A 7,774-nucleotide genomic window follows, 5' to 3' on the forward strand; every position below is an offset into this window, starting at 1 on the left:
CGCGCCTCAAACGCCGGCGGGGCTGGAATTGCCCTGCGGGCAATCCAGCCGCGCCAGGCGGACGGCGTCGGCCAATCCAGCCCCGCCGGCGTTTGAGGCGGCTACTCCGTGCGCAGGCCGTCCGGGCGCATCAGCCGCAGCAGTGCCGGCAGGCTGAGGGCGGTCACCACGGCGACCACCCCCGCGCCGGCCCCGGTCATCGTCGCGACCGAGGGCCAGTCGACCCGGACGGGCCGGTCGGTCATCCGCATCAGCACGGCCCCCAACCCCACGCCCACCACGGTGGCCAGGCCCAGGCCCAGCCCGATCGGCAGGGCCGTCTGCCACAGCACGGACAGGCTCAACGTGGTGCGCTTGGTGCCGAAGGCGACCAGGGCCGCCAGCAGCCTCCTGCGCTCGCGCAGCTGCTCCAGCTGTGCGACCAGCAGGCTGGTGCCGATCAGGACCAGCACGGCGGTCGCGCCGAAGAACAGTCCGGTGCGGATCGCGGAGTAACCGGCGTTCTCCTTGCTGTACTTCAGCGCTAGCGTGCGGCTGAGCGGATCCGCCTTGAACGCGGCAGCGCGGACCTTCTCCAGGACGTCCGGGACGGACCCGTCGACCTGCACGAGCACCACCATGTTCTCGGCCGCGCCCACGCCCTGGGGGGACACCGAGGGGGTCACCAGGACGCCGTTGCGGATCCGGCCGGTCGGGTCCGCGCGGTCGGCGACCGTACGGGCCCCGACCGGGAAGGTCCACTCGACGACGGTGGCCTCCTTCCCGGGGCCGAAGTGCGGGTCGATGGACAGCTTCTCGCCCGGCTTCGGCGGGGAACCGTAGACCCCGCTGTCCGCGGAGGTGGAACCGGTGAGCACGAAGGCGTCGCCGTCCGCACAGGAGTCCAGTACGGCGACCTCGCGCAGCGCCTCGCACGTGCCGATGGTGATCTCGGTGGGCCTATAGGAGTCGATGCCCGGGCGCTGCCCGTAGACGGAGGTCAGGGGGACGGCAGCGACGACGCCCTCGGTGGCGGCGACCTGCGCGGCGAGGTCACCCATGTCCCCGCCGCCCGGGGGCAGGCTGATGGTGAGCGCAGCCCTGCCCGGGTCCTGGCCGGTGGCCATGGCGTACTCGTCCTCGACCGCGGCGAAGAGCATCTGCAGGGCGATGGCCCCGGCGACGGCGACGGCGAGGCCGTTGACCGGCCGGGCGGCGCCGCCCCTGTTCAGCTGGAGCCGCCGGACGGCCAGTTGCCAGGAGACGGGGCCGCCGCCGAGCCGGGCCACGAGCCGCTCCAGCAGCCAGGGCAGTAGCGCGGTGATGCCGACCAGGAGCAGCGCGACGCCGGCGCTGACCTGCCACTGGTTGAACTCCCCGCCCCTCCTGCCGCGGCCCATCAGCGGGACGAGCAGACCGAGTCCGCCCAAGGGCAGCAACAGCCGCCACCAGATGCGGCGCCGGTGAGGTGTGGCCGTACGGACGACGCCCAGTGGTTCGATGACCACCCCCCGCAGGGCGAACAGGGTCACGGCGACCGCCGCCACGGGTACCACGAGCGCGACCAGCGCGGCCAGACCCACCGAGGGGTCGAGGTCGGCGGGGAAGACGCTGCGTTGGCGAAGCGTGAAGCTGCCGGCGAGTTCGCGGCCGACGGCGAAGAAGCCCGCGCCCAGCACCAGCCCGACCAGGGACCCGGCGAGGGCTTCCCCGGCCGCGATCCGGCGCACCGTCCGGGTGTCCGCGCCGACCAGCCGCAGCGCCGCGAGCCGCTGGTCGCGGCGCTCACCGCCGAAGCGCACGGCGGCGGCGATGAACACGGCGACCGGCAGCAGCAGTGCGACGAAGGTCAGCACCACCAGGAGCGCGAGGACGGGGTCGAGCGCGTCTCGCTCCTTGGCGTAGGAGAAGGCGTTGATCCGCCGGATGTGGTACTGCTCGGGACCCGTCTTCTGCAGGCGGTCGCTGCCGGCGTAGAAGAGCAGCTCACCGGGACCCATCAGGCCCGTGTCGCCGACGACCTCGGAGATCCGCCCGTCGAGGCGCTCGCGCAGATGCCTGCCGTCGGGGGAGTTCAGGAGCTTCGCCAGGGCGGGGGAGACGGCGATCTCGCCAGGGGCGGGGATCTTCTTCAGCCCCGGCGGTACGGGGGCGTCCGGGCCCTCGGCCCGCAGGAAGGAGCCCTCGATCTCCGCGTCTCGGTACGTCTGGTCGGCGCCCATCACCAACAAGGTGTCGGGCCCGGGCTGTTCGACCCTCGGGGAGCCGATCGTGGAGCGGGCGTCGCCGCGTTCGTAGCGCGCGGTGAGCGCGCTGGGCAGCGCGGTGGCGATGAGCAGCAGGGCGACGCCGAGGCCGACGCCCACGCCGGTGAACAGGGTCCGGGTCCAGCCCTCGCGGCCGCCGCCGAAGGCGAAGCGCACACCCATCCCGAGGTCGCGGGCCCACACCCGCCGGCTGCTCATATGATCCGCTCCATATCGCGCGACCGGCCGTCGCGTACGACGATCTCCCGGTCGGAGTAGGCGGCCACGCGGGTCTCGTGGGTGACGAGGACGACGGCGGCGTTCGCGGATCGGGCGGCCTCGGTCAGCAGCTGCATCACGAGTTCGCCGTTGAGGGAGTCGAGCGCGCCGGTGGGCTCGTCGGCGAAGACCACCCGGGGCCTGGTGACCAGGGCGCGGGCGACCGCCACGCGCTGCCCCTGCCCGCCGGACACCTCGCCGGGTCGCTTGGACCCGGTGTCCTCGACCTGGAGGCGCTCCATCCACTCCAGGGCGGTGGCCTCGGCCTGCTTCCGCTTCACCCCGGCGAGGCGGAGCGGGAGGGCCACGTTCTCCACGCAGGTCAACTCCGGTACGAGCTGCCCGAACTGGAACACGAAGCCGAACTCGGAGCGGCGCAGGGCGCTGCGCTCCGCGTCGTTCATCGTGGCCAGCTCGCGGCCGCCGTACGTGACGGAGCCGGAGTCGGGAGTGACGATGCCGGCGAGGCAGTGCAGCAGGGTGGACTTGCCGGAGCCGGAGGGCCCCATGACGGCGACGACCTCACCGGCGTGGATCGAGAACTCCGCGCCGTCGAGCGCCTTGGTGGTTCCGTACGCCTTGCTGAGTTCGGTGGCTGCGAGCAGTGATCCGGCCGGGGTCATCGGCGTACCTCCTGGGCGAGCTGTTCGAGGCGGGCCGCGGTGAGCTCCAGCCAGCGGAGGTCGGCCTCCAGGTGGAACAGGGCGTGGTCGCAGACGAGTTGATCGGAGATGTCGCCCTTGCGCTTGCGCGTGGTGAGGATGCGCATGAGGCGCAGGTGCTCGGCACGCTGGGTGTCCAGGAGCTCGTTCGCACTGCGGTGGGTGAGCAGGGCGAGGACGACCTTGGTGTAGAGCACCGAGTGCAGGTAGGGCTCGGGCTTCTCGGGTTGCGAGAGCCAGGCCTCGACGTCGGTGATGCCGGCGTCGGTGATGGCGTACCGCTTGCGGTCGGGCCCGCCGCCGCTCTCGATGCCGTCGACCTCGACGAGGCCGTTCTTGAGGAGGCGGGACATGGTCGAGTAGACCTGCCCGTAGGCGAGCGGGCGGTCGTGTCCGAACTTTTCGTCGAAGGCCCGCTTCAGGTCATAGCCGTGGCGGGGCCCGGCCTCCAGGAGGCCGAGGAGGGTGTGACCGATGGACATGTCGATGACTGTACACCGTGTGTATACGTTGAGTGTATAGTTGCCGTTTCCCGTGCCGGGGGCTAGGCCGGTGGGGTGCGGTTCCCGTGCCGGGGGCTTCGTGTGGGGCCGGGGCCGGGGTGGGGTGTTGGCCGGGACTCATGATTTATGGCGCCTGGACGTGTCTTCGCTGGTGCGGGTGGGTGCGCGCCACAAATCACGTTTTACGTCCCGGACAACACCCCACCCCGTCCCCGTCCTGGCTGTCTGCCGCGCCTGCGTGCACCTGCCGGGCCGGGCGAAATCCAGCGAGGCCGGGCAAAACCCAGCCTCGCCGGCGTTTGAGGCGCGGGTCCGGGCGGAGCTCGGGGAACGGTGGAAGGGCGGGTAGGGGACAGGCTCCGCGCAGCGGCCCCGGGCGGCACGCCCCGGCGGGGTCAGTCCGAAGACTTCGGGGGGCGGCCCCGGCGCGGGATGGGGCCCGGGGCGGACGGCAGCCGCCCCGACTCGGCGAGGGCCCGCCGCAGCAGGAACTCGATCTGCGCGTTCGCGCTGCGCAGCTCCTCGCCCGCCCACCGCGCCAGCGCGTCGTACACCTGCGGGTCCAGCCGCAGCAGCACCTGCTTCCGCGCCGGCCGCCCCCCGGCAGCCGCACCGGCCGCCGGCCCGTCCCGACGCGGGGGCTCGGGGCGGTTCACTGGTACAGGGTGCCCGTGTTGACGACCGGCTGCGCTGCGCGATCCCCGCACAGGACCACCATCAGGTTCGAGACCATCGCGGCCTTCCGCTCCGGGTCCAGGTCCACGATCTCCTCCTCCGCCAGGCGGGTGAGCGCCAGTTCGACCATGCCCACCGCACCTTCCACGATCTGCTTGCGGGCCGCCACGACCGCGCCCGCCTGCTGGCGCTGGAGCATCGCGGAGGCGATCTCCGGAGCGTACGCGAGGTGCGTGAAGCGGGACTCGATGATGCTCACGCCGGCCGCCTCCACCCGCGCGTGCAGTTCGACGGCGAGCTTCTCGGTGATCTCCTCGGCGTTGCCCCGCAGGGACAGGCCACCCTCCTCGTGGGCGTCGTACGGGTACTCGATCGCTATGTGGCGGACCGCCGCCTCCGTCTGCGTCTCCACGAACTCCGTGAAGTCCTCGACCTCGAACACCGCCCGCGCCGTGTCCTCGACCCGCCAGACCACGACCGCCGCCAGCTCGATCGGGTTGCCGTAGGCGTCGTTGACCTTCAGGACGGCCGTCTCGTGGTTGCGCACCCGGGTGGAGATCTTCTCCCGGGAGGTCAGCGGGTTGACCCAGCGCAGTCCGTCCGTGCGGATCGTTCCCCGGTAGCGGCCGAACAGCTGGACCACGCGGGCCTCGCCCGGCGCGACGGTGTTGAGCCCGCTCATTGCGACGATGGAGGTGAGGATCAGCAGGATGCCGCCCGCGATCAGGCCGGCCTTGGCCGCGACGGCCGTCAGGATCGCGCCGGTCGCGATCAGGCCCGCCCCGGCGACCACGCCCGCCAGCCCGAGCAGCAGCGCCAGTCCGCCGCCCACGCTGCGCGCGGTGAATTCCCGTACGCCCACGCTGTCCGATGTCGTCGCTGTGTTCGTCATGGTCTGCCCCGTTTCCTGTGATCGCGGCCGGTCGAGCCGCCTAGCAAAGTGATATCACTTTTTCGGCGTACGGCAACCCTTCGGGCCTCACGTGCGTCGGTTCCTGTGGCGTGGGTGCTGATTCTCACGTCCGAATTGACCGGTATTGGTGATGGTTGGCCAACCTTTGTCACAGCCTGCGGTGTTAGCTTTCTGAGCTGACGTGTGGGGGTAACCGAGCGGAGCGGGAGCGATGGGCCGAGCAGAGGCGCGTAAGGCGCAGCAACAGCGCGGTGCGCGGCGTGGGCCGAGCGGCCGCGCGAATGGCACCAAGGGCAAGGCGGGTGCCGGTAAACGCACCGGCATACGTCGCTTCTTCACCTGGAGGAAGGTCCTCGGGACCCTCTTCGGGCTGATGCTGCTCCCCATCGCCGGGGCGATCGTCCTCTACTTCCTGGTGGACGAACCCACCGACCCGAACGAGAGCGCCACGCTCCAGAGCAACACCTACCGGTACGCCGACGGCACCGTCATGGCCCGCACCGGCAAGATGAACCGCGAGATGGTGCCGATCGACAAGATCCCGGAAGACGTCCGCACCGCCTTCATCGCCATCGAGAACAAGTCCTTCTACAAGGACCGGGGCATCGACGTGATGGGTGTGGCCCGGGGTCTGTTCAACACGGTCACCGGCAAGGGCAAGGCCGGTGGCTCGACGATCACCCAGCAGTACGTCAAGAACTACTACCTGACGCAGGACCAGTCGCCGACTCGCAAGCTCCGGGAGCTGGTGATCTCCCTCAAGGTCGACCGGCGCATGGAGAAGGACGACATCCTCGTCGGCTACCTGAACACCAACTTCTACGGCCGCAACGCGTACGGGATCCAGGCCGCGGCCCAGGCCTTCTACGGCGTCGACGCCGACAAGCTCACGCTGGAGCAGGGCGCCTACCTGGCCGCCGTCATCCAGGCGCCCAGCCAGTACGACCTGGCGACCGCGGGCCCGAACGGCACGCGGCTGGTCAACATCCGCTTCAACGCCGTCCTCGACAACATGGTCGAGATGGGCGTGCTGGACGAGGCCAAGCGCAAGACCATGACCCTCCCGCCTCCCATCAAGCCCAAGCCCCGCCCGGGCATGGAAGGTCAGAAGGGCTACCTGATCCAGGCGGCCAACGACGAGATGGACGAGCAGGACATCACCCCCGCGCAGATCGCGGCCGGTGGTTGGAACATCGTGCTCAACATCGACCCGAAGAAGCAGGAAGCGCTGGAGAAGGCCGTCAACGACGAGCTGGAGTCCAAGCTCGACCGCAAGGACACCAAGAACCGCCCCCAGGACCAGAGCGTCCAGGCCGGCGCCACCTCGGTGGACCCGAAGACCGGCGCGATCGTCGCCATGTACGGCGGTCAGGGCCTGGCGGAGAAGGACCAGAGCAACGCCCTGCGCACCGACTACCAGCCCGGCTCGACCTTCAAGCCGATCGTGCTCGCCTCCGCCCTGCAGAACGGCGCGACCACGCAGGACGGCAAGCCGATCACCCCGAACGCGCTCTACGACGGCACCAGCAGGCGCCAGGTCGTCGGCAGCAAGATCCCGTTCAACCCGCAGAACCAGGACGACAAGGACTACGGCAAGGAAATCACCGTCCAGGACGCGACCAACTCCTCGGTCAACTCCGTCTACGCGCAGATGGTCGTGGACGTCGGCCCGCCCGCGGTGAAGAAGACGGCGATCTCGCTCGGCATGAAGGACCGCGACGGCTGGCAAGAGGACCAGCCGGCCATGTCGCTCGGCAGTATGAGCGCCAACACCATGGAGATGGCGGGCGTCTACGCGACCTTCGACAACCACGGCAAGAAGGTCACGCCGACCATCATCAAGAGCGCCGAGCACGCGGACGGCAAGTTCAAGCCCCGCGATGCCATCGGCAGCCAGGTCATCAGCCGTCAGACGGCCGACACCGTCACCAAGGTGCTGACCGGCGTGGTGAACGACGGTTCCGGCAGCAAGGTCAAGAGCAGCGTCTACGAGGCCGCCGGCAAGACGGGTACCACCGAGGAGAACAGGGCGGGCTGGTTCACCGGCTACACCCCGGAACTGGTCACCGTCGTCGCGATGTTCGGCGAGGAGCCCGGCACCCACAAGCAGGTCACCCTGACCGGCACCGCCGGCGGTGGCCGCGCGGGCGGTTCCAGCTTCCCCGCCGAGATCTGGAAGGCGTACACGCTGGCCGTGCTCAAGGGCGGGAAGACGGCCGAGTTCGACCTGTCCGACGCGGTGATGGGTGCCAAGCAGACCCCGACCCGCAGCGCCTCCCCGTCGGCCTCGCAGAGCCCCTCCAGCCAGCCGCCGACCAACAGCGCCCCGCCGCAGAACTCGTCGTCTCCGACGCCGACTCCGACGCCGACCCACACCCCGACGAAGTCGCCGACTCCGACGCCGAGCGCGTCGGCGAGCAAGACCAACGTCCCGAAGCCGCCGGACCCGCCGCAGTTCCCGCAGACCGACGGGAACTGACCCCCGACAGCACACCGCCGCCCCGCAGCCTTCAGGCC

6 protein-coding genes are annotated in these 7,774 nt (G+C 70.5%); 1 reads left to right on the top strand and 5 read right to left on the bottom strand.

Translation table 11 applies throughout. From position 1 onward, the window contains the following. Positions 1 to 101: 101 nt before the first annotated feature. The 5 genes from ACFV9H_RS40740 to ACFV9H_RS40760 all read right to left on the bottom strand — a co-directional run bounded on the left by ACFV9H_RS40740 (position 102) and on the right by ACFV9H_RS40760 (position 5,236). The gene (locus ACFV9H_RS40740; protein WP_385408938.1) at positions 102 to 2,444 is read right to left on the bottom strand and encodes an FtsX-like permease family protein; all 2,343 of its coding nucleotides are present in this window, start codon (positions 2,442 to 2,444) and stop codon (positions 102 to 104) included. Next, the gene (locus ACFV9H_RS40745) at positions 2,441 to 3,127 is read right to left on the bottom strand and encodes an ABC transporter ATP-binding protein (protein WP_385408940.1); all 687 of its coding nucleotides are present in this window, start codon (positions 3,125 to 3,127) and stop codon (positions 2,441 to 2,443) included. The genes ACFV9H_RS40740 and ACFV9H_RS40745 overlap by 4 nt, the downstream gene beginning before the upstream one ends. Beyond that, positions 3,124 to 3,648: a PadR family transcriptional regulator gene (locus ACFV9H_RS40750; protein WP_385408942.1), complete on the bottom strand. Its 525-nt coding sequence runs from the start codon at positions 3,646 to 3,648 to the stop codon at positions 3,124 to 3,126. Before ACFV9H_RS40750 ends, ACFV9H_RS40745 begins: the two co-directional genes overlap by 4 nt. 416 nt (positions 3,649 to 4,064) lie before the next feature. Continuing rightward, a complete protein-coding gene (locus ACFV9H_RS40755) occupies positions 4,065 to 4,325 on the bottom strand; it encodes a hypothetical protein (RefSeq protein ID WP_385408944.1) in 261 nt (86 codons plus the stop codon). Further along, on the bottom strand, positions 4,322 to 5,236 hold the full coding sequence (locus ACFV9H_RS40760; RefSeq protein WP_385408946.1) for an SPFH domain-containing protein: 915 nt from the start codon (positions 5,234 to 5,236) through the stop codon (positions 4,322 to 4,324). Before ACFV9H_RS40760 ends, ACFV9H_RS40755 begins: the two co-directional genes overlap by 4 nt. 232 nt (positions 5,237 to 5,468) lie before the next feature. On the opposite strand from ACFV9H_RS40760, the gene ACFV9H_RS40765 reads away from it, so the two are divergent. Continuing rightward, the gene (locus ACFV9H_RS40765) at positions 5,469 to 7,736 is read left to right on the top strand and encodes a transglycosylase domain-containing protein (protein WP_385408948.1); all 2,268 of its coding nucleotides are present in this window, start codon (positions 5,469 to 5,471) and stop codon (positions 7,734 to 7,736) included. Positions 7,737 to 7,774 lie beyond the last annotated feature (38 nt).

Origin of the sequence: Streptomyces sp. NPDC059874, from assembly GCF_042731135.1 — a bacterium.
GTDB lineage: Bacteria > Actinomycetota > Actinomycetes > Streptomycetales > Streptomycetaceae > Streptomyces.

Bases quoted from the DNA above. Each gene is read 5' to 3' on its own strand.
- ACFV9H_RS40750 (WP_385408942.1), bottom strand. From the start codon at position 3,648: ATGTCCATCGGTCACACCCTCCTCGGCCTCCTGGAGGCCGGGCCCCGC.
- ACFV9H_RS40765 (WP_385408948.1), top strand. From the start codon at position 5,469: ATGGGCCGAGCAGAGGCGCGTAAGGCGCAGCAACAGCGCGGTGCGCGG.
- ACFV9H_RS40740 (WP_385408938.1), bottom strand. From the start codon at position 2,444: ATGAGCAGCCGGCGGGTGTGGGCCCGCGACCTCGGGATGGGTGTGCGC.
- ACFV9H_RS40745 (WP_385408940.1), bottom strand. From the start codon at position 3,127: ATGACCCCGGCCGGATCACTGCTCGCAGCCACCGAACTCAGCAAGGCG.
- ACFV9H_RS40760 (WP_385408946.1), bottom strand. From the start codon at position 5,236: ATGACGAACACAGCGACGACATCGGACAGCGTGGGCGTACGGGAATTC.